Below are 22065 nucleotides of genomic sequence, written 5' to 3'. Positions count from 1 at the left end.
CGGCTCAACGCTTCCGGAGCACGGACGCCAACGCCCAGGAGACGCCCCCGCACGCCACCGCAAGCGCGGCGACCGGACCGGCCACCCGGGCAGCCCGAACGCGCCGCGGCGGCGACGGGCGGGCAGGCACAGCGCCCGCCATCACTTGACCTAGATGCAACGGTGTCGCCGCTCCCGCATCGCTGATCTGCGTCTGGCAGGAGAAGCCGTTGGCCACTACCACTGCCCCCGGGTTTTTGCGGATCGCAGGCAGCAGTGCCTGTTCGCCGCAGTCCATCGAGATCTCGTATTTGCCTTCCTCGAAGCCCCACGAGCCGGCCAGCCCGCAACAGCCGCCGGTGACCGGCTCCACGTCGATGCCCATCTTCTCCAGGACCTGCTGGTCGGCGTCCACACCGCCGGTCGCCCGCTGGTGGCAGTGACCCCACAGCAGCGCCTGCTGTCCCGACACAATAGGCAACTCGACGTCGAACTTCGTCAAGAACTCGGCGAAGTGATAGCTGTTGCGCACCAACCGATCCGCGTCGTCGTCGTGCGGCATCAGCTTGGGCAGTTCGTCCTTGAACACCGCCAGACAACTCGGTTCCATGCCGACGATCGGCGTGCCGGACCGGATCTCGTCGCGCAACTGCGCCAACACGTCACGCAGGTAGCGCTCCGCGACATCCAGGAAGCCGTAGTCGTACAGCGGCCTGCCACAACAGATGTGGCCGGTCGGCATCATCACCCGCCAGCCGGCCGCCTCGATCGCCTCCACACAAGCCACGCCGACGTCGGTGTGCAACCGGTTGTTGAACGTGTCCGGAAACAGGATGACCCGCGGCCCGTTTTCGTTGACCACCGGCCGGTCGGCGAACCATTTCTGCAGCGTCATCGGCGCAAACGTCGGCAACGGCCGCTGCCGGTCAATTCCGCCCACCAACTTGGCTATTCGCGACAGCACCGGCGTCTGGGTGGCAAAATTCGCCAGCTCAGGCATCGCGCTGGCCAACCTCGCCGCCTGGTCGATGAACCCGAACGCGTATGCGTACCGCGGCCGCCACCGGCGCAGCGATCGGAAATGGTGATAGAGGAACTCGGCCTTGTACGTGGGAATGTCGACGTCGACCGGGCAGTCGCTGGTGTAGCCCTTGCACGCTAAACACAGGTCCAGCGCATCGGCCACCTCTGACGATTGCCAGCCGTCGGTGATCACTTCCCCGCGCAGCATCTCGAACAACAGTCGCGCGCGCCCGCGGGTCGAGTGCTTTTCTTCCCGCGTCACCTGAAAACTCGGGCACATGGTCATCTGAGCCTCCGGCACCCGGCATTTGCCGACGCCGACGCACCGCAGCGCCGCATGCGAGAAGTCGCCGCCGTCCTGCGTGTAGGCGAACTTCACCTTGGGCCGCGACGGGTTGTAGTCCGTGCCCAGCTTGAGGTTCTCGTCGAAGCGATACGGGTCGATGACCTTGCCCGGGTTCATCTTCCACTCTGGGTCCCAGATCAGCTTGAACTTGCGCATCGCCTCGATCAGCCGCGGACCGTACTGCTTGCCGAGCAACTCGGCCCGCTGCTGGCCGTCGCCGTGCTCCCCCGACATCGACCCGCCGTAGGTGGCCACCAGATCACCGGCAGCCTCCATCAAGTGCCGGTAGTTGGCCAGCCCGTCCTTGTGCCGCAAGTCGAAATTGATCCGGGAGTGGATACAGCCCTCGCCGAAGTGGCCGTACATGGCGCCGCGCAAGCCGTGGTCGGCGTACAGCTGTTGCAGATCGCGGATGTAGTCGCCGATCCGATTCGGCGGCACCGCCGAGTCCTCCCAGCCCGGCCAGTGATCGCTGCTGTCGATCGGAAACGCCGTCGAGCCCAATCCCGCTTCGCGAATCGACCACAGCTCGTCGCTGTTGCCGCCGTCCTGCTTGCTTTTGGCCAACACGATACGGTCGTCGTCGACGTGCTTCTTCTTTTTCAGCCACCCGACGAATTCCTCGGCGCGGGACAGCGACTCGCCGGGCGTATCCGAGCCGAACTGCACGAACAGCCACGCCCCACTCGCGTCGGACCGCGGCAGCGCCTGCAGTCCCGAGGAGTTGGTGCCCTTGATCTTCTGGTCGTGAACCAGCACATGGTCGACGCCCTCCAGCCCGATCGGCTTCCAGGCCATGATGTCCGGACCCGCGTCACCGGCCTCGCCGGTCGAGTCGTAGTGGATCACCACCAGCGTGCGGTGCAGCATCGCCGGCGTCAGCATCAGCGTGGCGGTCAGCGCCACCGCGCAGGTGCTCTCGGTGCCCACCAATGCCCGCGCGACGTTGAAACCCTTCTCGGGCAGCAACTCGTCGAGGTTGTATCCGGACACCCGCCGCGGCATCTCGTCCACCGAAGGAAACCCCTTGCGAATGTCGTCCGCGTACTCGTCGCGCAAATCCCGCAGCGCAGCATAGATTTCGCCCTTGCGGCCCCCGGCGGCGATGATCCTGTCGAGATCCTTCTCCTCGTCGACACCGACGGTGAAGCGGGCGCCGTCATACGTGACGACATCCATCGCATGGGTGTTGTCCGACGTCCGCGGTCCCGGCCCGTACAGGTGGGCCTGGATGGAATGCACCCCGCAGGAATTGTTCCCGATGTTGCCCCCGATGGTGCACCGCGAATGCGACGACGGGTCCGGCCCGAACACCAGCCCGTATTCACCAGTTGCGCGGTTGAGGTTCTCGTTGATCACCCCGGTCTCGGCGGTGACCAGCCGGCCCCGGGCGTCGATGTCGAGGATGGCGGTCAGATACTTCGAAAAGTCGATCACCACCGCCACATTCACGGTTTCACCCGACAGGCTGGTCCCACCCCCGCGGCACAGCACCGGCGCATGATAGGCGTGGCAGGCCCGCATAGTCTGCACGACGTCGTCGAGCGTCTTGGGGACCACCACCCCGATCGGGACCTGCCGGAAGTTCGACGCGTCGTTGGCGTACATCGCCTTGGTGCCCGCGTCGAACCGCACTTCTCCGCTGACATGGCGACGCAGCTGGCTTTCCAGCCCGGCGACATTGACCTGGTCGACGGACGCCATCCCGGCGACGAAGCGGGTGTCGGGACGGGCCGGAACAGTCTGCGTCATGCCTAGTCCTCGGAGCCCTTGACCGTTTGCGTGATCGACTCGGTGAACTCGTGCATCTTCTGTTTGGCGCCCTTCTTGCCGATGCTGACCCGATCGGGGTCTTTCATCACCGCCTTGGCCGTCTTCTTGGCCATCATCTTCTTGATGTGAGGCGGGACGGGCGGAATGTCCTTGTCCACCACTACTTCCAGCACCACCGGTGTGCTGGCGGCCAGCGCCCGGTCCCAGGCGTCCCCGATCTTCGCCGGGTCGTCGCAGCGAATGCCTGTCAGGCCGAGCAGGTTGGCGAACTCCGCGTACGGGACGTCCGGAATATACTGTGAGCCTTCGAATTTCGGCTCACCGCCCATTGCCCGCTGTTCCCATGTCACCTGGTTGAGGTCTTCGTTGTTGAACACGCAGAAGATCAGCGGCCCGTCGGAAAGCCGGTCCTTGTACCGCTTGACGGTGATCATCTCGGCCATCCCGTTCATCTGGAACACGCCGTCACCGATCAGCGCGATCACCGGGCGGCCGGGGTGGGCCAGCTTGGCGCTGATCGCGTACGGGGTGCCCGGGCCCATGGTGGCGAGGTTGCCGGCCAGCGAGGCTGCCATGCCCGGCCGCAGCTTCAGGTGCCGTGCCCACCAGTTCGCCACCGATCCCGCGTCGGTGGTCAGGATCGTGTTGTCGGGCAGGCGTTTCGACAGCTCATGCACCACCAGCTCCGGGTTGAGCGGATCCGCCTTGTCGTGCGCGCGCTTGTCCAGCACGCCCCACCACGTCTGCACTTCTTTTTCGATCTTGGACCGCCACGACCTGTCGTCCTTGCGCTTCAACAGCGGAATCAGCTCCTGCAACGTCTCTTTGGAGCCTCCGACGAGGTTGGCCTCCATCGGATAGCGGGTGCCGATCATCCGGCCGTCGATGTTGATCTCGACGCCGCGGCATTGCCCTTCTTTGGGCAGCCACTCCGTGTAGGGGAAGCTGGTGCCGATGAAGAACAGGGTGTCGGCGTCGGACATCATCGTTTCGCTGGCGGTGGAGCCGAGCAACCCAATCGGTCCGGTGACGTAGGGCAGATCGTCCGGTAACACGGCCCGGCCGAGCGACGCCTTGGCGACACCGGCGCCCAGCAGCTCTGCGGTCTGAACCACCTCGTCGGCCGCCTCGGCGGCACCTTGGCCGATGACGATCGCGACTTTCTTGCCGTCGTTGAGGATTCCGGCCGCCTTCTGCAACTCGGACTCCGGCGGGATCACCCGCGGCTTGGTCCAGCCGACGCCGGTGAACACCGCGCCATGCATGCGCGGCGGGGACGGCACCGCATCGGCCTCCGCCACGTCCTCCGGCAGGATGATCGTCGCCACCGTCCGGTTGTTCAGCGCGACCTTGCATGCCCGGTCGACAAGCTGGCGGGCCTGCTCGGGCGCCATACACGTCTGGACGAAGTCCGAAGACACGTCCTTGTACAGCGAATTGGGGTCGATCTCCTGCTGATACGCCGCGCCCAGCGACATCCGCTTCTGCTGGCCCACGATCGCCACCACCGGCTGGTGGTCGAGCTTGGCGTCGTAGAGGCCGTTGAGCAGATGGATGGTCCCGCCGCCGGAGGTGGCCAGACAACAACCGATCTCCCCGGTGAATTTCGCGTGCGCGGTTGCCATGAACGCGCCCATCTCCTCGTGCCGCGGCTGGATGAGCTCCGGATCCCCGCCGGCGCGGTCCAGCGCGCCCAGCATCGACAAAATACCGTCGCCCGGATATCCGTAGATGCGGTGAATTCCCCACTCCCGCAAGCGATCAAGGATAAAGTCGGCAGTCTTGGGCATCGGTACTCCTTCGAGATTTATTGGCATAGGTGGACCACCGGCATCGCCGCCGACTGCCGGCAGGGAGCAACGGCGGCGGAAATGGATGCCACGGCGGCGGTGACGACGCCGGTGGTCACAGTCGACGTGTACCCGCGAGTACGAGCGTCAAACAGCCGCTATTCCGCTGCGCGCGCTGCGCAGATCGTCGACGAATGACGCGTAGTTCTCCTGCCGGCGCTCGCTGCGGTCACGCACGATCGCCGATGGGTGAACGGTGGCGACGACGCGCGGCTCCGGCTCCAGGTTCATGTCCAGATCGACAGGCAGCTGAAGCACTTCGCCGCGATGCGCGGTGACCCGGAACGCGGTGCCCAGCAGCGACTGTGCCGCGGTTGCGCCCAGGCACACGATCACTTCCGGTTGCACCGCCTCGATCTCGCACAGAAGCCACGGCTGGCACGCGACGACTTCGGTGCGGCTGGGCTTTTGGTGGATCCGCCGTTTGCCTTGCTTCCTGGTGAACTTGAAGTGCTTGACGGCGTTGGTTTGATACGTCAGCTCCGGATCGATGCCCGCGTCTTTCGAGCGCACGGGCCAGCAGCCGCCCGGCCGGGCCGACGAACGGCAGCCCCTCGACGTCCTCCCGGTCCCCCGGCTGCTCACCGACCAGCATGATCGGCGCGTCCGGCCGCCCATGCCCGAAAACCGTCTGCGACGCATCCTTGTACAGCGAGCAGCCGTGGCAGTTGCTCGCTGCCGCCGCAAGCGAATCCAGGCTGTGGTCCTCCGGCACGTAGCGCGCCGCGCTGGTAGCCATGGACATCAACCCGTCATGTCACGACTCAGCGCTTGCCGGTGATGGCGTCGCGCGCCCGGTCCAGCATCGCGGCGAACGGCCCGGCCATCAGATTGGCCACTTGAGATTCCACCCCGGCGTGCGGTCGCGTCGGCGCGATCGCCTGGGCCAGCTTGGCGGCCCGGCCCATCTTCTCGCGTTCATCGCTGCTCAATTCCTTCTGCAGCTTGGCGAATTCCTGCTTCTCTTCCTGCTCGGCGTGCGCGACGACGTCCCTGCCATTGGACAGCTTGCGCTTGGCTCGCGGGTGCACGATTTCCTCTTCGGCGGTTTCGTGCACGGCCAGCAGTCGGCGGAGCTTGACGAACGGCTGCTTGCGGTCCTTGCCGGTGGCGTTGAGCGTCTCGGAGAAGAGTTCCTTGATCTGCTCGTGTTGGCTGACGAGGAACTCGACGACATCGGTCGGTGTCTTGGCGGCAGGCGCTGCCATGATTTCCTCCTGCGTTATCTGGATTTGCGCGCCGGGCTGTGGTGCGCGCGACTAACGGCTACCCGACGCCTAAGCCAGCGAAACGCAGCAGGTGTAGCGGCGCGGCTGCCGGGGTACTGCATCGAACGTGATCACCGGATTGCGGCGGTGGTGTGCCGCGACAGCTGCGGGCGCGGCCGTCGTCGCGGGTTGTTCGTCGCCGAGCCAGCCGGAGAGCGCACCCGAGGTGACGCTGATCCCCGTCGGCGCGGCGCTGCACAACCCGGTGTGGTCGTACGGCAACCACAGCCTGCTCGGGCTCACCGACGACCACCGGCTGGCCAAGGTCAGCGGCGCCGAGAATCCGGACACGGCCCACACCACCGTCTCTGGCCCACTGGACGCCGGACGCAACCTGCAGATCAGCCAGCGAGACGATCGGCATGTCTTCGTGCCGCAGCCCCGGCGGGGCAGCGTCGCCGTGGTCGACATCGCCACTCTGCGGACCGTCGCCCACTTCGACGCCGGCCCGGCTCCCGACTATCTCACTGAAGATGCCGGCATGCGGATCTTGCTCGCGCTGTCGGCGGACGGATCCACGGTGACCCCGGTAGAGCAGTACGGCTACCGCAAGTTGCCGGCCGCGACGATCGAGCACGCGGATTCGATCGACGGTTCTAACCGCGGTCGGGAAATCGACTACCACGCGTACGGGCCGTCGGGAATCCGCTACTACAAAGGACCCTCCTCGCCGCCGGAGGAGCGCGGCGCCCTGGCTATGGACGTCACGGTGACGGCCGGCAACAGCACGAAGGTGACTCGCACGTACGTCGCCGACCACCAGCACAGCGTGCTCTACTCCGTCGACTCCCGCCGCGGCGGCAAAGGATTGGAAGTGGTCGGCCGCGCGCAACTGCCGTCGGCTCCGGTGCGCTATCTCGGCACCGACGACACCAGGATCTACGCAGCAACCGACCGGCAACTGGTGACGCTGGAGGCGAACAGCTACGGCGGCTACCCCAACGACACCATGCACATAATCCACGTCGTCGACTACCGCGCGAATCTGCCAGGCGGCCAAGCGAAGTCGGCGCCGCTGTCCGGAATGGCCGTCGGTCCGCACCGAGTGTTTCTCGCCTTGGGCGGCGCGCCGTACGTGGTGGGCGTCGCCAAGCCGCACCTGTGAGGTACTCATGACTACAGCCATCGGCATCGACGACGACTTCGAGCTACTCAACGAGCAGATCGAAGCGCTGAAGAAGCTGGGCCAGAAGAAGGAACTCGCCGAGGGCGAAGCCTACGACTTCTCCATCCGGTGGGGAGCCGCACTGGCCGGGCGGCTGCGACGGCTGGTGCACTACAGCTCCCAGGGCATCCTCAACGAGGCCGACGAACGCCGGTTTCAAGCGCTGTGCGACGAGCTGCGCGGGCTATCTGACCTGATCGTCCGATTCGAGTTGGCGCAGCCGGTGTTTACCGATACCCCGCCGGCCAAGGCTAAACGGCATCGGGGAGCTCGACGGTCCAGCTCGCGGCGCGCGCTGCGGTTGCGTCGCGGCTGAAAAAGTCCTTCTCCCGCAGCTTGATTCCGGTCCGCGGCTTGGGGCAGTCCGCATTCCGACACGTCAGCGCCACCATGTAGGCGTCGTCGTCTTCGTCGAGGAACAGGAATCCGAGGTACAGCGCGTCGCCGACGTCGAATTCCGTTGCGCCGCAAGCCTCGCAATGTCCGCCCTTGGCCTTGAGGTGCTCCAGCACCTTGTCGCACTCGACGGGTTCCAGCCGAATCAACTCGGGGCGAATCCAGTCGGTCATATCTCCACATCCTTGTCGTAATGGATGTTGTCCTCGCGCCAGCCGCCCAAGCCCATGCCGATTCCGCGGTGGTCGTCGACGAACTCGATCTGGTTGATCCACTTGGCCATCTTGAACCCGACCTGGGTCTCCACCCGCAACCGCAGCGGCGCACCGTGTTTGATCGGCAGCGGATGCCCGTTCATCTCGTAGGCCAGGATGGTCTGCGGCTTGTACGCCAGTTCCAGATCCATCACTTCGTAGAACTGGCCCAGCCCGTCGGAGCTGGGCTCGTCGCGGCTGTTGTCCTGCATGGTCAGAAAACAGATATAGCGCGCCTGCGGCAGCGGCTTGACCTCCGCCAGCAGCCGGCTCAGATGGATGCCGCTCCATTGGCCAATGCTGGTCCAGCCCTGCACACAGTTGTGCATCACCCGTTGCGTTTCCGGTTCGGCCAGCGCGCGCAGCGCGTCCAGGTCCAGGGTCACCGGTTTTTCGACCAGGCCGCCGACCCGCAGCCGCCAGTCGACGAAGTTGTGTACCGCCATCACCTTGTACTCGTCGGAGCACGGCGGCTTGCCGTTGACGCGGTGTTCCCTGGACAGCTTGCTCACCGGATAGTTCTGCCGGGAGTCCAACGGGCGCAACAGCATCAGCTTGACGCGGGTGTTGATCGCGCCCAGGATCTTGTGGACCTGCACCGGCCGTTTCAGGCTCCACACCGTCGCCGCGACGTGCACGGCGACGATCGCACCGATGATCACAAACGACAAGAACGTGGCCCAGTTGACGTTGCGGACCGAGCCGAAGATCATGGCCGCGGTCAGCTGACCCCAGCCCCAGAAGAAGACCATCGACAGGTGGATCACGATGAAGACGAGGAAGGCGACCAACCCGAAGAAATGCAGGCTGCGCGCCCACTGCCGGCCACCCCACATGCGGACGTACCACGGGAACCGCGCCTCGACGGCGGGCGATTGGGCGGCGCCGGTCAGGATCTGGAAGGGCGCGAGCAGGAAGATGACGGCGGCGTACGTCAACTTTTGGATGGCGTCAAGCGGCTCGCTGGGCAACAACGACGGCAGGTTGAACGTCATGTAGGCGACGATGTCGTTCCACGCCTCGGGGAAGATCGACCACGAATAGGGCCAGTACCGGTGCCACTGACCGGTCGCGAACAGCAGGATGTAGTACGACAGGCCGACCAGAATCCATCCGATCACGGCGAAAAAGTGCCAGTGCCGGCCCATGCCGAGCTTCTTGTGACCGGGCAGGGCGACGATCGAGCTGTAATGCTCCTCCTCGTCCAGGGTGTCGTAGAGCTTGTCGGTCGGCATTTCCTTGGTGGTGAAGCGCGCCCACTCGCTGCCCGGCTTGCTGTCGTCGTTCCAATACAGCTTGGGGTGCGTGCCGAGGATCTCGATCCCGCTGCGCAACAGCAACGTCAAGAACAGCACGTTGAGCCAGTGGTCGACCCGCAGCCACACCGGATAGTCGAATGTCATCAGTCGCGCCAATTCTGCCGTTGCGGGTACGCCACGTTGATGCCCAGCAGCACCGAGAAGTGCACCGCGATGAAGCCCAGTGCGAACGCCGCCGCAAAAGAGCCGGGGGCAACGTCCCAGCGGCCGGTCAAAGCCACCAACCCCGGCAGGCTGGCGGCCCGGCTGACCAGATACAGCACAAGGAAGATCACCGAAACCACGTCGCCGGCAAGCCAACCCAGCTGCGGGACACGGGGATTCACAGCGAGCCACATGGCACCGGCGGCCACCAGAGCGCCCACGATCAGCGCGACGGCGTAGACGACGAAATACGCCGGCAGCGCCGGCTCCCGGGTCAGGACGTAGACGTGTGCCGCCACGATGCCCAGCAGCAGTAGGCCGCCCAGCGCGGTCACCGTACGCGGCAGGTCGAAGGCGACCCAGCCGCCCAGTCGCAGGATCTGATACAGCCGGCTGCGTTCCCACAGGCGCACAACAAGACCCACGGCGGCTACGTACCCCGCGCCACGTCGTGGCAAACCAGCGACCGGTTGCAACGCGGGTTGATAGCCTCGCTGTGCGGGGCCAGCCGAAGGCTGCGGCAGGAGGGACGGCCTATGCCCGCCGAAATGGACTGGGACAACACCGTCGGCAACGCCGACGACGTTCGGCGCGTGTTCGACAGCGTCCCGACCGTCCTGGTCGGCTTCGAGGGTCCCGACCATCGCTACGTCGCGGTCAACGAGGCCTATCGCAACATGTTTCCGCGGGTCACCGCGGTCGGTAAGCCGCTGCTCGAGGTCGCCCCCGAGCTCGAGGGCCAACAGATCCACGAGATGCTCGACCGGGTGTATCGAACCGGCGAGCCGCAATCGGCGAGCGAGTGGCGTCTACACCTCGACATCGACGGCTCCGGCACGATTCAGGAACGGTTCTTCGACTTCCTCGCCACCCCGCGCCGCCGCCCCGACGGGTCGATCGAGGGCGTGCAGTTCATCATCGACGACGTCACCGCCCGGGTGCGGGAGCGGATCGCCGCCGAGGCGCGCGCCCAGGAGATGACCGACCGGTACCGCCATGTCCGCGATTCGGCCACCGTCATGCAGCAGGCCTTGCTGGCGCCGTCGGTGCCGGTGCTGCCCGGCGCCGACATCGCCGCCGAGTACCTGGTCGCCGCCGAAGACACCGCGGCCGGCGGCGACTGGTTCGACGCGATAGCGCTCGGTGACCAGCTGGTGCTCATCGTCGGCGACGTCGTCGGCCACGGCGTGGAAGCCGCCGCGGTGATGTCGCAACTGCGCACCGCGCTGCGGATGCAACTGCTCGACCGCCGCGACATCGCCCAGGCGCTCGATGCCGTCGACCGCTTCCGCGAGCAGGTGCCGGGCTCGAAATCGTCCACCCTGTGCGTCGGCGCACTCACCCTGAGCACCGGCGCATTCCGGTACTGCACCGCCGGACACCCGCCGCCTCTCGTCGTGTCGACCGATGCGACACCGCGCTATCTGGAACCGACCAGCGCGGGCCCGCTGGGCAGCGGGACCGGCTTTCCGGTGCGCAGCGAGACCCTCGACGTCGGCGACGCCGTCCTGCTCTACAGCGACGGCCTGATCGAACGCCCGGGCCGGCCGCTGGCGGCCAGCACCGCCGAGTTCGCCGATCTGGCCGCCAATATCCTCGGCGGCGGCGGGCTTCCGCTCGACGAAGCGAGCCGGCCCATCGACCGGCTCTGCTCACAGACGTTGGAACTGCTGCTGCGCACCACCGGCTACAGCGACGACGTGACATTGCTTGCGGCACAACGGCGCACGCCACCGGCGCCGCTGCGGATGACGGTGGACGCCAACCTCGAGGCCGCCCGTGCGGTGCGGGCACGGCTGCGCGACTGGCTGTCTGGCATCGGCGCCGATTCGGAGGACACGTCGGATGTCGTGCACGCGATCTCGGAGTTCGTCGAAAACGCCGCCCAACACGCCTATCCGATCGAGACGGCCGGCGGCATCGTGGTGCAGGCGGCGCTGGACGGCCACGGCAACCTGCGGGCGTGGGTGACCGACCACGGGCAATGGAAGGAACAGGGCGACTCGGCGCGCAGCGGCGGGCGCGGGCTGGCGGTGGCCGAGGCGCTCGTCTCGGAAATTCGTGTCACGCGTGGCAGCGACGGCACGACGGCCGCGCTGACCCACCGGCTCACCCGGCCGGCGCGGATCGTCACCGACCCGCGGGTGAGCCCCGTCGCCGACAAGCACGGCATCGACTACGAATTCCGCACCATGGTCGACGACGACGGACGCATCGTCGTTGTCGGCGACGTCGATTCGCTGACCGCGTCGAAGCTGGGGCAGCAGATCTCCCTGCACAGCCGCGGCGGCACCAAGCCGGTGGTTGTCGACCTGAGTTCGGTGACCCACCTCGGATCGGCCGGGGTGAGCACGCTGGCCGATGCCCACCACCAGGCCCGCCGCAACACCGCCGACTGCGTGCTGATCGCGCCGCCGGGAAGCCCGGCGCACCACGTCTTGTCGCTCGTCCGGTTGCCGATCGCCGCCGGCGAATCCGTGCTGGACTGAAAGCTGTTGGCTAGCCGGCTTTTCCGGTGCCGGTGCCGACGGCCGGTCCACCCGACTCGGCGAGCCGATGCGCCGCCTCGAACAGCAACGCATGGACAAAGGCCTGCGGCAGGTTGCCGCGCAACTGCCGCTGCTCTACGTCGAATTCCTCGGTGAACAGCCCGGGCGGGCCGCAGGCGGTGCGGTTGCGCTCGAACCACCGGACAGCCGCCAGTTCGTTGCCCTGCTGATGATCGGCCAGCGCCATCAGGAATCCGCACAGCAAGAAGGCACCTTCGGCTTCGCCGAGTGGGCGTTCGTCGGGGCGCAACCGGTAGACGAAGCCGTGCCGGCCAAGATCGGTGCGCACCGCCTCGACGGTGGCGATGCTGCGTGGATCGTTGGCCGGCAGCGCGCCACGGATCGACGGCGTCAAAAGCGCGGCATCGATGCGCGAATCATCCGGTGCGCGTTGCCATCTGCCGCTCGGGTGCAGGCAATCGGAGTCGGCGTCGGTGATCAGCTGATCGGCCAGCCGCTGCCACGCCGCGCCCAGGCGGGTGGGCGCGACTTCGCCGATGCGCCGCAGTCCGGCCGCGCAGATCAGCCGGGAGTGCGCCCAGCGCCGGTCGTCGACTTCCCAGATACCGGCGTCGGGCTCGCGCCACCGCTTCTCAATGGCGTCGACCAGTGTTTCCGCCGCCCGCCAATGCTGGCCGTCGAGGCGGTCCAAGCGGGCGGCCGCCGCGAGAAGCAGCAGCGCCTCGCCGAACGGGTCGAGCTGGAACTGGTTGGTCACCCAGTTGCCGGTCTTGACCGCTCCACCCGGATAGCCCGGCAGGTCGAGGTCCTGCTCGTCGGGCGGCGGGTCACCGGTGACGCTATAGGCCGGCCTCAGCTGCGGGCCGTCGGCGAGGACGCGTTCACTGACGAACCGCACGGCCTCGTCGAGCAACGGATGGGCGCCGGCGGCGGCTACCGCCTGCCCGGCGTAGCACTGGTCGCGGATCCAGCAATAGCGGTAGTCGTAGTTGCGGCCTTGTTCGGCCCGCTCGGGCAGCGACATCGTCGCGGCGGCGACCATCCCGCCGCCGCTGCTCGTCATGCCGCGCAGCACCGCGTAGGCGGTTGTCGTGTCGTCGTCGGCCAGAGTGCCGGTGACCTTCGGAACCGCTTGTGTCCAAGCACTTTCGGTGTTGCGCCAGGCGTCGTTGGGGCGCGCCGGGTCCGTCGACAACTCGCGGTCGGAAAGTTCCAGTACCAGGTCGTGGTCGTGGCCGGGGACCACGTGCACGATCGCCTCCAGCGATCCGTCGTCGCCGCGCTGCGCGTCGGCCGCCCCCGCCCAGCGGAATCGGTGCGGGCCCGAGCGCCCGGTCCACACCCCGTCGTGCAGCGCGAGGCCGTGCATGCGCTCGGCGCCGAATTCCGCGCGGACGTCGAGCGTGATCTGCATGCGCATCGGCTTGTCGAGCGCCCGGATGCGTCGCAGCACCACCGCGGTGTGCGGGTCGCCCGGGAAGGCCAGCGCCTCGCGGCATTCGACGATGCCGTCGGTGGTCACCCACCGCGACCGCCAAATCAGCGACCCCTTCTCGTAGTACCCGCCCCAGACGTAGCGCGGGTGGTCCGGCGCGACGGCGTACAGGCCGCCACCGCCCAGCAGCGAGGTGAACACCGCGGGACTGTCCCAGCGCGGCAAGCACATCCAGCAGCAGTCGCCGCGCGGCCCGACGACGATCCCGCGCTCGCCGTCGGCGAGCAGCGCGTACTCGCGCAGCACATGCGGGGTTTCGTCCATCGGCTTCGGGCATACCCGGTTTGCGTTGCGGGTAGTCACCCGGCATGACGTTGCGCGCCGCCGAAGCGATCCCCGTCGAATCCGTCGACGTCTCGGCCTACACCATTCCCACCGACGCGCCGGAAGCCGACGGGACGCTGGCGTGGGATTCGACCACCTTCGTGCTGGTGAGCGTGCGGGCCGGCGGCCAGGTGGGCACCGGCTACACGTACGGCGGCACCGCCGTCGCGACCGTCGTGGCTTCCAAGCTGGCCGACGTCGTCAAGGGCGGCGACGCGTTGCAGCCGCCGGCCCGGTGGGCCGACATGCAGCACGCGGTGCGCAACCTCGGAAAGCCGGGCGTGGTTGCGTGCGCTATCTCGGCGGTCGACATCGCGATGTGGGACTTGCGGGCACGGCTGCTCGACGAACCATTGGTCATCACGCTGGGCGCGGTGCAGGACGCCACCCCGATATACGGCAGCGGCGGATTCACCTCGTACGACAACGACGCGTTGCGCGAGCAGCTGTGCGGTTGGGTCGGGGCGGGCATCCCGCGGGTCAAGATGAAGGTGGGCAGCGATCCGGACGCCGACATCGGCCGGGTTCAGGCCGCCCGCTCGGCCATCGGCGACGACGTCGAGCTCTTTGTCGACGCCAACGGGGCCTACAACCGCAAGCAGGCGCTGCTGTGGGCGCAGCGCTTCGCCGACTACGACGTGCGGTGGTTCGAAGAGCCGGTGAGCTCTGACGATCTCGACGGCTTGCGCCAGTTGTCCGAGCACGGTCCGCCCGGAATGGACATCGCGGCAGGCGAATACGGCTACCACCTCCCGTATTTCCACCAGATGCTGGCCGCCGGCGCGGTGGACTGCCTGCAGGCCGATGTCACCCGCGCGCTGGGGATCACCGGTGTGCTCAAGGTCGCCGCGCTGTGCGACGCGCGCGGCATGGATTTGTCGTTGCATTGCGCGCCGCAGATCAGCGGGCAGGTCGGCACCGCCATCTGGCATCTGCGTCATCTCGAGTACTTCCACGATCACGTGCGCATCGAAGGGCTTGCGTTCGACGGCACGATCGACCCCGAGCCGGGCGGCTTGCTGCGGCCGGATCGAAGCGCGCCCGGACACGGCCTCACCGTCAAACAGGCTGACCTGGAACAGTTCCGGGTGGCCTGAAATTCACAGCTGGCTCAAATACTGGCGTTGTAACGTCGAATGCTGTTAGACCGACAAACTATGTAGGTGGCGGCCCGCGCGGTGCACTCCTCCGCACAGACCGTGGCTCGATGGCAAGAGACGTTGGAGGAGAAGTGGACATCGTACTCGGGGTATCGATGGCTCCCAAGACGATTCGCATGGTGCTGGTGGAGGGCGAGAACGCCGACGGCGTCACGGTCGAGGAAGACAATTTCGACACCGCCCGCAGCACTCCGGATCAGGTGATCGCGGCGATCCTGGGCACTCGGGAAGGTGCCACCGAAGGCGGCTACCAGTTGAGGTCGACCGGAGTGACGTGGACCGACCCCGCCGATGCGGTCGCGCTGCGTGACGCGCTTGCCGCCCGCAAGATCGAGAACGTCATGCTGGTCTCGGCGTTTTTGGCTGCGGCGGCGCTGGCCCAAATCGTAGGCCAGGCAATGGGTTACGAGCAGACGGCGATGTTGTTCGTCGAACCCGAGACGGCGACGCTGGCCGTCGTCGATGCCTCCGACGGGTCGGTCACCGACGTGCAGCGCCGGCCGCTGCGCAGCGACGACGTGGCGGGCGAGCTGGCGGCGATGCTCGCCGACCTGGCTTGCCTGCAGACCCGCCCGGAGGGTTTGTTCCTGGTGGGCTCGGGTGTCGATGTCGCGCCGATCAAGCCGGCGCTGGAGGCGACGACGTGGCTGCCGGTGAGTGCGCCCGAGGAGCCGGAGACCGCGCTGGCACGCGGTGCGGCACTGGCGTCGGCGAACGCGCCGTTGTTCGCGTCGTCGACGGCGGCGTTGGCCTACGCGCAGGATCCCGGTACCGGCGTCGTGAACCCCTACTATTTCGAGGCATTCTCGGATGGCGGTTCGGACGATATGGCGTACAGCGCCGTCGCAGACGACGAGGCCGATACTGTTGTCCTCGCTGCCAACCGGGAGGGACGCAGGCCATTGCTGTTGGTCGGTAGCGCGTTGGCCGTCGTCTTCGTTACCGCGGCGCTGGCGCTGGAAATCGCGTTGGCACTTGGGATTCGCCCGACTGTTGCATTGCTGCCCACGCCGGTGCAAAGGCTGATCGAGCCGACCGAGTCGGCGCCGGCGCCGCCGGCGGCTTCGGTGGCGGAACCGCAACCGCCCGCGGCTCACATGGCCGCGCCGGTGCCGCAGCCCGCGCAGGTTCATGCCGTCGCGCCGCCTGGGCCGCTCGCGGTGCCCGCGCCGCCTGTGCTTGCTGCCCCTGCGCCGGCTCCGCCTCCTGCGGCGCCGGTGCCCGCACCTGTGCCGGTGCCCGTGCCGATCCGGATCCCGGTCCCCGCCCCCGTCAACGTGCCGGCTCCCGCGCCGGTTCAGGCGCCGGTTCCCCAGCTTCCGATCACCCTGCCGGTTCCCCAGCCGCCCGTGCGGCAGCCGACGCCGCCGGTTCATGTGCCGACCCCGCCGGTTCGCCAGCCGTCGCCGCCGGTCCATGTGCCGACCCCACCGGTCCAGCAGCCGAGCCCGCCCGTGCATGTACCGACGCCGCCGGTGCACGAACCGCCGCCCGTACAGGACCCGACACCTCCTTGGAAGCTGCCGAGCTCACCAATACACGTGCCCACGCCGCCGGTGCGGGATCCGACGCCGCCGATACACCTGCCGACGCCGCCCATTCAGATGCCGGAACCCCAGCCGCCGGTGAACGTGGCTCCCGAGCCGCCGGTGCGCATGCCCTCACCCGAGCCGCCGATGCGCCTGCCCCTTTTTCAGGCACCGCAGATGCCGGCGCCACAAGCGCCTTCCATGCCCGCAATGCCGGCTCCGGTCATGCCGCAGTTGCCTTCAATGCCAGCGCCTGCGGCCCCCGCCATGCCGTCGATGCCGCACTTCAGTCTGCCGACGATGCCGTCGTTCAAGTTCTGAGAGCTTGGAGAATCGAGATGTCGCCGCGGCAATGTCGACACTCGTGCGAGCCCGAATCACTTGCCGCATGCTTTGATCCGTATCCGAGCGCCGACACGACCAGAGCGCCCAACCTTATAACCTTGCTGCGCCGCAGCGGGATTCTGCTACGCGAATATCGGTGCAGCGCAAGGGATTGCCCAGACTACAGCCGCCGTGACCCCGTTCTATGCGCACCACAACTACGTCAGCGAATCTTTGGATCTCGCTTCAATTTCCCGTGCAACCCGCTCGCCCTTGTCGGTGAGTTCCATCCAAACAGCCCAAACCCACGTAGGCGGATCGTCATATTGAGTTACATACACGTCGGAGACCCTCTGTATCAACTCATCAAGTGACCCATCCCAGCCAACGAAATTCCCACGCTCCCCCGACAGCGCCCCTAGTTGGAACAGTCCATCACTCACCAGAGAGCGAATCGTCTCCAACGTTTCACGCTGTACCGCCGACACTGACGCCTGCGGGTTATGCCGGGTGACCTGGGAATCAACGGCGCCAAGATCGACATAATCAGCGAGGCCGTCGGTAAGCAACTCCTCGCGGACCTTGTCGCGTGCGGTAGTCATTCGCTCAATCCTTGGTTCTCAATCATTCTGGCTCGTATTCGGGCAGGTCGGACATGTCGTCTCTGCCGAGCACGGGTGGACCATGATGGCTATGCGGCGGCTGAACAGGATGCGGAAAAGCGTTCGGATCGTTCGGCCCCATGGGCATCGCTGGCGCTGGCCGTGGGGCCGGCGGCTCCAGGGGCGCGGGTTCGACCGGCGCAGCCCCAGCAGGCGCACGGCCAGCAGGCGCTGGCTCACTTGGCGCATTCGCCCCAGCTGCCGCCCCGGCGGACGACCCCGCCCGACCGGACGGGATGTTCGGCACGCCGCCCCTTTCGGTATTGACGTGGACCTTCGCGTAATCCTTGTTATTCGGAGAATGGATCTCCATCGTCGTCCCGAATTTATCGCTTTCGCGTAGCCCGATAATGGTGCCGTCAGCTAGCACACGCTCGGTTCCCGGGTAGCTGCTGCCGGTATGTTCTGATGCACCTTCGCTAGCCCAGTTCCACAGGTTACGCAGATCCTGCTCACTGCGGATTTCCGAGAAGTTGTCCTTGGTGCCTTTGGGCAGATCCTTGATCGCATCGCGGACGTCTTGGCCCGTATGCCCGGGGCCGGGTGTCTGGGTTGGTCCCTGTTTCCAGTCGACGAGCTGAACGCCGTTATGTTCCCGCTCGCCATCGCGGTTCATGCCGTTGCTCATCGCCGCGGCAATCGCCTCCGCCCGCTCATCGTCGGTCGCGCTGTATTGCACGCCCGCGGTATGCAGGTTGGTGCTGACTTCGTTGAGCAACCCCACCTGCGCTGTAGCCGCGTCGTGATAGCGCGTTAGCGCCTGCTTGGCCGCGTCGGCGGCGATGCCCTGCCAATGGTTATCGAGTGCAGTGGCCGCCTGCTCGACGCGGGTAATGACGGCCTTGATTTCGTCGGCAATCCGCTGGAAATTGCCGGCCTCGCTGACAAGTGCGGCGGCATCGGTGGTCAGCTGCGCTGCCATGCGGGGAGTCTACCGACGACCGGGCCGCCGTATCAGCACGCCGGCGGGGCCGGCGAGACGCCGGGGCGATGGGCTGCTATCGCTCGATCAGATCGGCCGCAATCTGCAGTGCGGTGACGATCCGGTGCGCGTCGTGGGCCCCGAGCGGTTCGCTGTGCGCCGTGGTCGCCGGCTGTTTCGTGACCGTCTCCAGCAGGTCCGCGCAGTCGCGCAGTTCTCGCACAATGTCGTCGGCGGTCATGGCCGCAGATGTTCGTCCGCGCAAGCGTCGGTCGGACGTTTGCTGCGACGATCTGGCACGAGCGCAGGGAATCCGACGAAGATACACCCCAACGAGCGCCGATGTGGGTGGTCCCGACTGGGATCGAACCAGCGACCTTCCGCGTGTGAGGCGGACGCTCTCCCGCTGAGCTACAGGACCGGTGCCGAAAGGCGAACGAGGTCGAAGATTAGCACGCGGCGGCGTTTTCCGAGAACGCGCTGCTCCTGCGTGCGGTAAGGCGCGCCGGGCCGTACCGAGAAATTTGTGCCGCCCGCTTAGGTGGACTATCGTCGTGCTTCGCGACGGGCGACGATCTCGTCCGTGGCTCGCGGATGTAGCGCAGTTGGTAGCGCATCACCTTGCCAAGGTGAGGGTCGCGGGTTCGAATCCCGTCATCCGCTCGGAAGGTGCAAGTGGCATCAACCCCAGCGGTGGAGTGGCCGAGTGGTGAGGCAACGGCCTGCAAAGCCGTGCACACGGGTTCGATTCCCGTCTCCACCTCCATTTCTTTTTGACCCGGGCGCGGTTAGCTCAGCGGGAGAGCGCTTCCCTGACACGGAAGAGGTCGCTGGTTCAATCCCAGTACCGCGCACCACTTATTGAAGCACGTCACAAGCTATTTTTACGGCCACGAAACCTGGATCGTGAACTCCTCGTGAACTCCCCGCACTGCAGAACGACCGGTCGCGGCAGCCTCTACAACCCCATGTCGGTCGAAATCGTCTTCCGGCCGACCCAATTTCCCTTTCTCGCTCGGCATCGCATTGGTGAACGACATTTCAGGTTTGCGCGCTGAGCTGGGCGTAGCCTTGTGCCGGCAGGTGCGCTGAGCAGGAGGCTTGCGTTGGTAGAGGCGTGGCAGGTTCCGACCAGAGACCAGATTTTCGCGATGCGGGATGCTTTCATCGCCGCGAAGCAACAGGCCAACGACCTTCAGACCAAGTCCATAGTGCTCGGCTACAACGTGGTGCGCACTTTCGGCATCGAAGGCGGCACCAATAACCCGCCAGAGACGACTTTCCGGGTGTGGCGCTTCGACGAGAAGCAACGCGCTGACGCTGACGATGTGCCGTCGTGCTCGTCGGTGGCCGAGGTGGAAGCACACCTAAAGCGACTGGCCGCCTTGCCGCGCTGGTGCCTCGACCTCGTCGGCAACTCGACCGTCCGCGTTGTCACCGAGTCTGACGGCGTTTTCACGATCATCACCGATACGCGTACCGGTCAAGAATTCGTCGTAGCGACGGCAAACCTGGAGGCGCTCACCGTGCTGCCCATCCACGCTGAAGAGCCGCCCACGGTGGGCGATTGGCGTCTGTACGAGCCCGGCGAATAAGGCCCGACACGGCTGACCTGAGCACAGTTGGCGTCGCTGAGGTGAAACCAATGACATGCAGATCTGCATTCATGCGCAAACACCGGCCATAGTTGCAATGATGCAGATGGACTCTCGCTTAACGAGGGGGACATCGACCCGTAATCGTCGCGAAGGGGTGAATGTGCGTTTTTCCCGCATCTTGATTTTGAATTACAAAGGTATTGCGCGAGCCGAACTCAATGAACTAGAAAAGCAACCGGTAGTCACAATTAGCGGGCGGAATGGCGCGGGAAAGTCGCTGATTTTAGAGGCAATCGTCGGTGCTTGGACCGGTCGGTACCAAATGCACGAAAGGGTGGGCCCATGGTCAAACCAGTTGACCATAGAACTCGATATGACCCTCACGGACGACGAGTGGTTGGTGGTTCACCAATGGCATCAGCAGAATGGCCCTCCACTGTCGCAGAATGAACCGATTACTTACCGTATGCACTGGGAGCGCACGGGAGCCGGAGGGGGTAATGAAAGTTTAGTCTCGCGGACGCTGAGGACTGCCATCTTCCAACGTGATAATCCTTTTAGTATTGTCGACTTTCTGCCGGCCAGCAGACTAGTGCCAAATACTCCTAATCCGAACGTTGACCTCACGATGTTAAATTTGGATAGGATGCAACAAGAACGCAACCAGATGATGGACCAATTCATCAACCAACGCGCGCCAATGTCGTTACCCAGCGTCTCGAGTTATCTTGTGACACTTGACTACCAGTCGTTCATTGCTGCTCGGCAGGGATTATCAATACCAAACGACTACAACATTTTGAAATCCGCTTTTGATTCAGCGACGGGCAAGCAGCTCTCGCTGCCTGAATACGATCCGGCGCGCGGGAGCAACATACATATTGAGCTTCCAACTGGACAACGTCATGGTCTGCCCGAGCTAAGCAGTGGAGAGCAAGAGATGCTGGCAATGATGTTCTTCGTCCGCAGGCTTTCAGCCTCTGGCGGAGTCCTATGCATCGATGAACCTGAACAGCATCTACACCCGACGCTCCAAGCGGCGTTGTTCGAGTCAATGGCCAATCTTGCTGACCGCTCACAGATACTCGTAGTTAGTCATTCAGTCAATTTGATCGCGGCGTCACCAGTCAGTGGACTCATTCAGCTCAATGCCCCATCGGACATTGACACTAACCAAGTTCAGAAACTTCAAGACGATCCGGCGAAAGTGGATCTGGTTGCCGACCTCGGTATCACCCCTGCTGACCTATTTCAGAGCGATATGCTCCTCATCGTGGAAGGAGATACCGACTCCCAATGGCTACGGCTACTCTTTCCCGTGGAAATCGGGAAGGCTCATGTGGTCGTTGCCGGCGACGCTCAAAAGGTTATGGCTTCCATGTCGACCTTGATATCGGTCCCTTCAGTGCTGCCGTGGCTTTGTCTGCGCGATAGGGACCTTATGACAGACGCGGAACGCTCGCAGCTAATTGCTGATTACCCGAATATGCACATCTGGCCACGGCGTGCAATCGAATCGATGCTGCTGGACGCACCATTAATCCGGGCCACTTTAGAAGGCATTGGCGAGACTGTAACTCTGGCAGAGATTGACAGTTGGCTTGAGGAAGCGGCGACTCCACTTCAGGGAGACGTTCTTGAAGACCTGGTGAACTCCGAGCTGAAGAGGCGCGTGCCACCCCCAGAAGTACCCGATACATCGTCAGGGGACCGATTTGCTCGAACCGAGGAGTACCTAAGACGCTATGCCGCGGTCAATACGCGGCGTGCGGACTTGGTCACGACGGTTCTTGCTGAAGAGCGCGAAAGGCTTACCGCGAGATGGCCACAGGACTGGAAGACCCTTGTAGACCCGAAGCCGGTTATCGCCAGGCTCACCCAAAAAATAGGGAGATTCCGAACATCCGCAGACCTGATACAAGCTCTCTTCACTCGTGCTCGGCTCGATGAATCTGTTCGCCCGGAGCCGTTTGAAGAGCTTCGGCGTCGCCTTGTCGATACGGCATCTGGGAACCAGTAATGCG

The 22065-nt window shown here is 65.3% G+C and carries 17 protein-coding genes, 4 tRNA genes and 1 pseudogene; 10 read left to right on the top strand and 12 right to left on the bottom strand.

Going from position 1 to position 22065, the window contains the following annotated elements; genetic code table 11:
* Positions 1 to 4: 4 nt before the first annotated feature.
* From AWC14_RS12150 to AWC14_RS12135, 4 genes and pseudogenes are all read right to left on the bottom strand, one after another.
* The gene (locus AWC14_RS12150) at positions 5 to 3100 is read right to left on the bottom strand and encodes an FAD-binding and (Fe-S)-binding domain-containing protein (protein ID WP_045381887.1); all 3096 of its coding nucleotides are present in this window, start codon (positions 3098 to 3100) and stop codon (positions 5 to 7) included.
* Positions 3101 to 3102: 2 nt separating this feature from the next.
* On the bottom strand, positions 3103 to 4911 hold the full coding sequence (locus AWC14_RS12145) for a thiamine pyrophosphate-requiring protein (RefSeq protein WP_045381890.1): 1809 nt from the start codon (positions 4909 to 4911) through the stop codon (positions 3103 to 3105).
* 147 nt (positions 4912 to 5058) lie between these two features.
* A pseudogene (locus tag AWC14_RS12140) lies at positions 5059 to 5716 on the bottom strand (UdgX family uracil-DNA binding protein).
* A 19-nt stretch (positions 5717 to 5735) separates the two neighbouring features.
* Positions 5736 to 6179, bottom strand: a complete 444-nt coding sequence (locus AWC14_RS12135; RefSeq protein WP_045381893.1) for a hemerythrin domain-containing protein — start codon at positions 6177 to 6179, stop codon at positions 5736 to 5738.
* Positions 6180 to 6306: 127 nt separating this feature from the next.
* On the opposite strand from AWC14_RS12135, the gene AWC14_RS12130 reads away from it, so the two are divergent.
* Together AWC14_RS12130 and AWC14_RS12125 are read left to right on the top strand one after the other, a co-directional pair.
* Entirely contained in the window at positions 6307 to 7344 is a 1038-nt protein-coding gene (locus AWC14_RS12130; RefSeq protein ID WP_045381896.1) for a YncE family protein, read from the top strand.
* A gap of 7 nt (positions 7345 to 7351) precedes the next feature.
* Positions 7352 to 7720 carry a hypothetical protein gene (locus AWC14_RS12125; protein ID WP_045381899.1) on the top strand — a complete coding sequence of 123 codons (369 nt, stop codon included), beginning with the start codon at positions 7352 to 7354 and terminating at the stop codon, positions 7718 to 7720.
* Here AWC14_RS12125 and AWC14_RS12120 read toward each other — a convergent pair.
* From AWC14_RS12120 to AWC14_RS12110, 3 genes are read right to left on the bottom strand one after another with little or no spacing between them, the layout of a single operon-like run.
* Positions 7656 to 7973 carry a hypothetical protein gene (locus tag AWC14_RS12120; RefSeq protein WP_045381902.1) on the bottom strand — a complete coding sequence of 106 codons (318 nt, stop codon included), beginning with the start codon at positions 7971 to 7973 and terminating at the stop codon, positions 7656 to 7658. The two genes, AWC14_RS12125 and AWC14_RS12120, sit on opposite strands and share 65 nt — an antisense overlap.
* A complete protein-coding gene (locus tag AWC14_RS12115) occupies positions 7970 to 9460 on the bottom strand; it encodes a molybdopterin-dependent oxidoreductase (RefSeq protein WP_045382044.1) in 1491 nt (496 codons plus the stop codon). The genes AWC14_RS12120 and AWC14_RS12115 overlap by 4 nt, the downstream gene beginning before the upstream one ends.
* The gene (locus tag AWC14_RS12110; protein ID WP_045381905.1) at positions 9457 to 9942 is read right to left on the bottom strand and encodes a hypothetical protein; all 486 of its coding nucleotides are present in this window, start codon (positions 9940 to 9942) and stop codon (positions 9457 to 9459) included. The genes AWC14_RS12115 and AWC14_RS12110 overlap by 4 nt, the downstream gene beginning before the upstream one ends.
* 111 nt (positions 9943 to 10053) lie before the next feature.
* Between AWC14_RS12110 and AWC14_RS12105 the strand changes: the two genes are divergently transcribed.
* A complete protein-coding gene (locus tag AWC14_RS12105; protein ID WP_045381907.1) occupies positions 10054 to 12006 on the top strand; it encodes a SpoIIE family protein phosphatase in 1953 nt (650 codons plus the stop codon).
* 10 nt (positions 12007 to 12016) lie between these two features.
* Here AWC14_RS12105 and AWC14_RS12100 read toward each other — a convergent pair whose 3' ends face one another.
* Complete coding sequence (locus tag AWC14_RS12100; protein WP_045381909.1) at positions 12017 to 13786, bottom strand: glycoside hydrolase family 15 protein; 1770 nt, start codon at positions 13784 to 13786, stop codon at positions 12017 to 12019.
* A 44-nt stretch (positions 13787 to 13830) separates the two neighbouring features.
* On the opposite strand from AWC14_RS12100, the gene AWC14_RS12095 reads away from it, so the two are divergent.
* Entirely contained in the window at positions 13831 to 14943 is a 1113-nt protein-coding gene (locus tag AWC14_RS12095) for an enolase C-terminal domain-like protein (RefSeq protein ID WP_045381911.1), read from the top strand.
* Positions 14944 to 15077: 134 nt separating this feature from the next.
* Positions 15078 to 16856 carry a DUF7159 family protein gene (locus AWC14_RS28700; RefSeq protein ID WP_052425635.1) on the top strand — a complete coding sequence of 593 codons (1779 nt, stop codon included), beginning with the start codon at positions 15078 to 15080 and terminating at the stop codon, positions 16854 to 16856.
* 221 nt (positions 16857 to 17077) lie between these two features.
* On the opposite strand, the gene AWC14_RS12085 is transcribed toward AWC14_RS28700, so the two are convergent.
* The 4 genes from AWC14_RS12085 to AWC14_RS12075 form a co-directional block, all read right to left on the bottom strand.
* Positions 17078 to 17461 carry a hypothetical protein gene (locus tag AWC14_RS12085; RefSeq protein WP_052425636.1) on the bottom strand — a complete coding sequence of 128 codons (384 nt, stop codon included), beginning with the start codon at positions 17459 to 17461 and terminating at the stop codon, positions 17078 to 17080.
* Between the two features lie 22 nt (positions 17462 to 17483).
* On the bottom strand, positions 17484 to 18443 hold the full coding sequence (locus AWC14_RS29605) for a WXG100 family type VII secretion target (protein WP_069601510.1): 960 nt from the start codon (positions 18441 to 18443) through the stop codon (positions 17484 to 17486).
* Between the two features lie 76 nt (positions 18444 to 18519).
* Positions 18520 to 18684, bottom strand: coding sequence for a hypothetical protein (locus AWC14_RS28695; protein ID WP_156419152.1), 165 nt, complete (start codon positions 18682 to 18684; stop codon positions 18520 to 18522).
* Between the two features lie 108 nt (positions 18685 to 18792).
* Positions 18793 to 18864 (bottom strand) — tRNA-Val (locus AWC14_RS12075).
* 169 nt (positions 18865 to 19033) lie between these two features.
* Here AWC14_RS12075 and AWC14_RS12070 point away from each other — a divergent pair.
* The 5 genes from AWC14_RS12070 to AWC14_RS12050 all read left to right on the top strand — a co-directional run bounded on the left by AWC14_RS12070 (position 19034) and on the right by AWC14_RS12050 (position 22061).
* A tRNA-Gly gene (locus tag AWC14_RS12070) sits at positions 19034 to 19106 on the top strand.
* Between the two features lie 29 nt (positions 19107 to 19135).
* Positions 19136 to 19209 (top strand) — tRNA-Cys (locus AWC14_RS12065).
* Positions 19210 to 19225: 16 nt separating this feature from the next.
* Positions 19226 to 19300, top strand: a tRNA-Val gene (locus tag AWC14_RS12060).
* A gap of 216 nt (positions 19301 to 19516) precedes the next feature.
* Positions 19517 to 20038 carry a hypothetical protein gene (locus AWC14_RS12055; protein WP_142281675.1) on the top strand — a complete coding sequence of 174 codons (522 nt, stop codon included), beginning with the start codon at positions 19517 to 19519 and terminating at the stop codon, positions 20036 to 20038.
* A 55-nt stretch (positions 20039 to 20093) separates the two neighbouring features.
* Positions 20094 to 22061, top strand: a complete 1968-nt coding sequence (locus AWC14_RS12050; protein WP_081968224.1) for an ATP-dependent nuclease — start codon at positions 20094 to 20096, stop codon at positions 22059 to 22061.
* Positions 22062 to 22065 lie beyond the last annotated feature (4 nt).

Origin of the sequence: Mycobacterium kyorinense, from assembly GCF_002101735.1 — a bacterium.
GTDB classification, from domain to species: Bacteria; Actinomycetota; Actinomycetes; order Mycobacteriales; family Mycobacteriaceae; genus Mycobacterium; species Mycobacterium kyorinense.
The sequence above is the reverse complement of the archived record's forward strand: the minus strand, read 5'-3'. Positions and strand labels throughout refer to the sequence as shown.

Bases quoted from the DNA above. Each gene is read 5' to 3' on its own strand.
- AWC14_RS12150 (WP_045381887.1), bottom strand. From the start codon at position 3,100: ATGACGCAGACTGTTCCGGCCCGTCCCGACACCCGCTTCGTCGCCGGG.
- AWC14_RS12145 (WP_045381890.1), bottom strand. From the start codon at position 4,911: ATGCCCAAGACTGCCGACTTTATCCTTGATCGCTTGCGGGAGTGGGGA.
- AWC14_RS12135 (WP_045381893.1), bottom strand. From the start codon at position 6,179: ATGGCAGCGCCTGCCGCCAAGACACCGACCGATGTCGTCGAGTTCCTC.
- AWC14_RS12125 (WP_045381899.1), top strand. From the start codon at position 7,352: ATGACTACAGCCATCGGCATCGACGACGACTTCGAGCTACTCAACGAG.
- AWC14_RS12120 (WP_045381902.1), bottom strand. From the start codon at position 7,973: ATGACCGACTGGATTCGCCCCGAGTTGATTCGGCTGGAACCCGTCGAG.
- AWC14_RS12105 (WP_045381907.1), top strand. From the start codon at position 10,054: ATGCCCGCCGAAATGGACTGGGACAACACCGTCGGCAACGCCGACGAC.
- AWC14_RS12100 (WP_045381909.1), bottom strand. From the start codon at position 13,786: ATGGACGAAACCCCGCATGTGCTGCGCGAGTACGCGCTGCTCGCCGAC.
- AWC14_RS12095 (WP_045381911.1), top strand. From the start codon at position 13,831: ATGACGTTGCGCGCCGCCGAAGCGATCCCCGTCGAATCCGTCGACGTC.
- AWC14_RS12085 (WP_052425636.1), bottom strand. From the start codon at position 17,461: ATGACTACCGCACGCGACAAGGTCCGCGAGGAGTTGCTTACCGACGGC.
- AWC14_RS29605 (WP_069601510.1), bottom strand. From the start codon at position 18,443: ATGGCAGCGCAGCTGACCACCGATGCCGCCGCACTTGTCAGCGAGGCC.
- AWC14_RS28695 (WP_156419152.1), bottom strand. From the start codon at position 18,684: ATGACCGCCGACGACATTGTGCGAGAACTGCGCGACTGCGCGGACCTG.
- AWC14_RS12050 (WP_081968224.1), top strand. From the start codon at position 20,094: ATGCAGATCTGCATTCATGCGCAAACACCGGCCATAGTTGCAATGATG.